General features: G+C 72.0%; 1 pseudogene. It reads right to left on the bottom strand.

Annotated elements, in window-relative coordinates:
- Window positions 1-2,251 (bottom strand): annotated as a pseudogene (locus EF918_RS34890) (phosphoenolpyruvate carboxylase); the annotation flags it as partial.
- Between the last annotated feature and the right edge of the window lie 132 nt (window positions 2,252-2,383).

Below are 2,383 nucleotides of genomic sequence, written 5' to 3'. Positions count from 1 at the left end.
CAGGTCGGTCTTGGCCAGGGTCATTTCGACGTTGGACAGGAAGTTGCGGAAGAAGTGCCAGCGGTCGCCCATTTCGGTGAGGACGTCGTCCTGGCCGGCTTCGCGCAGCGCCTTCAGGCCGGAGCCGACGCCGTACCAGCCGGGGACGATCTGGCGGGACTGGGTCCAGCCGAAGACCCAGGGGATGGCGCGCAGGCCGTCGAGGCCGGCGCCGGAGTCGGGGCGGCGGGAGGGCCGGGAGCCGAGGTGGAGGTCGGCGAGCTGGTCGACGGGGGTGGAGGCGAAGAAGTAGGCGGGGAGGTCGGGGTCCTCGACCAAGCGGCGGTAGGCGGCGTGGGCGGCGTCGGAGACGATGTCCATGGCGGCGTCCCAGCGGGCGAGGGCGTCGCTGGACTGGCGGGGGGCGGTGTGGAGGGCGGAGGCCTGGAGGGTGGCGGCGACCGTCAGTTCCAGGTTCTCGCGGGCGAGGGAGGGGACGAGGTACTTGTCGGAGATGACCTCGCCCTGTTCGGTGACCTTGATCTCGCCTTCGAGGGTGCCCCAGGGCTGGGCGAGGATGGCGTCGTGGGAGGGGCCGCCGCCGCGGCCGACGGTGCCGCCGCGGCCGTGGAAGAGGCGCAGGCGGACGCCGTAGCGGTGGGCGACGTCGCGCAGGCGGCGCTGGGCGCGGTGGATCTCCCACTGGCTGGTGGTGATGCCGCCGAACTTGGAGGAGTCGGAGTAGCCGAGCATGACTTCCTGGACGTCGCCGCGGAGGGAGACCAGGCGTCGGTAGGAGGGGTCGGCGAGCATGTCGTCGAGGATGACGTCGGCGGCGCGCAGTTCGTCGGTGGTCTCGAGCAGCGGCACGATGCCGATCTTGGCCCAGCCGGCGTGGAGGTCGACGAGGCCGGCTTCGCGGGCGAGGACGGCGGCGGCGGGAGCGGAGTTCCTTGGCGAGGAGCTTCTGCCGGTAGTCGCGGGGCATGTCGGCGTAGCGCCAGGATTCTTCGCCGAGGCGGTCGAAGAGCTGGCCGAGGGCGTGGTGGTGGGCGTCGGCGTGTTCGCGGACGTCCATGGTGGCGAGCTGGAGGCCGAAGGCGGCGAGGGTGCGGATGGTGCGGTCCATCCGGCCGTCGGCGAAGAGGCCGCCGCGGTGCTCGCGCAGTGAGGTCTGGATGAGGGTGAGGTCGGCGAGGAGTTCGGCGGTGCCGAGGTAGTCCCGGCCGGCTTCGTGGGGGGTGCCCTTGGCGAGGCGTTCGCGGGTGTTGAGGAGCTTTTGGCGGATGCAGGTGGCCTTGAGCCGGTAGGGCTCTTCGGCGTTGAGGCGCTTGTAGCGGGGGCTGATCTCCGGGAGGCGTTCGAGGTCGGCCTGGAGGGAGGCGAGGAGTTCCTCGGTGGCGCCGGCGTAGCGGATGGAGTTGGAGAGCAGGCCGCGCAGGAAGTCGACGAGTTCGAGGGCGTCGGTGATGCCGTGTTCGTGCTGGAGGATCAGGACTTCGCGGGTGACCTCGGGGGTGACGTTGGGGTTGCCGTCGCGGTCGCCGCCGATCCAGGTGCCGAAGGTGAGGGGGCGGGTGCCGGCGGGGAGGGTGACCCCGACCCGCTGGAGTTCGGCGGCGAGGTCCTCCAGGACGTCGCCGACGGCGCCGGCGTGGAGTTCGTCGAGGTAGTAGATGGCGTTGCGGGCCTCGTCGGCGGGTTCGGGGCGGACGACGCGGAGCTCGTCGGTCTGCCAGACGAGGTCGATGTTCTCGGCGAGGCGCAGGTCGTGGCGGCGGCGGTCGCCGGCGCCGGTGACGGGCTCTTCGAGGAGTGCGGCGATGCGGCGCAGCTTGTTGAGGACGGAGCGGCGGGCGGCTTCGGTGGGGTGGGCGGTGAAGACGGGCCGGACGTTGAGGTGCTGGACCGTTTCGCGCAGGTGGGCGGGGTCGGCGTCCTTGAGCATGTCGGCGGTGCGGGCGAGGAGGCCGCCTTCGGCGGCGCGCAGGGCGCGGAGCTCGCGGCCGCGGTGGACCTGTTCGGTGACGTTGGCGAGGTGGAAGTAGGTGGAGAAGGCCCGGACGAGCTTGGCGGCGGTCTCCAGATCGGTCTCGCCCAGCAGCTGCGCGGCGGCCTCGCCGTCGGTGCGGGTGAGTGCGCGGACCTGTTCGACGAGGTCGAGGAGTTCTCGGCCCTCCTGGCGGACGAGGGTCTCGCCGAGCAGGTCACCGAGGCGGCGGATGTCCGCGCGCAGCTCCGCGTTGGTGGTGGACTGGTCAGCACTGCTCACGGGTGCGGCTCCTTGCAGTGTTGTGCGAACGCTACTGGGGCGGACCGCGCTGTCCGACGGCACCAGGATAGGCGGCCGGGGAGAGTGGCTGGTCGGACCCCCGCCGGTAGGGGGTGTGGCGGGGGTCCGACC

This window comes from Streptomyces sp. WAC06614 (assembly GCF_003949795.1).
GTDB lineage: Bacteria > Actinomycetota > Actinomycetes > Streptomycetales > Streptomycetaceae > Streptomyces.
This window is presented reverse-complemented; position numbering and strand designations above follow the sequence as displayed.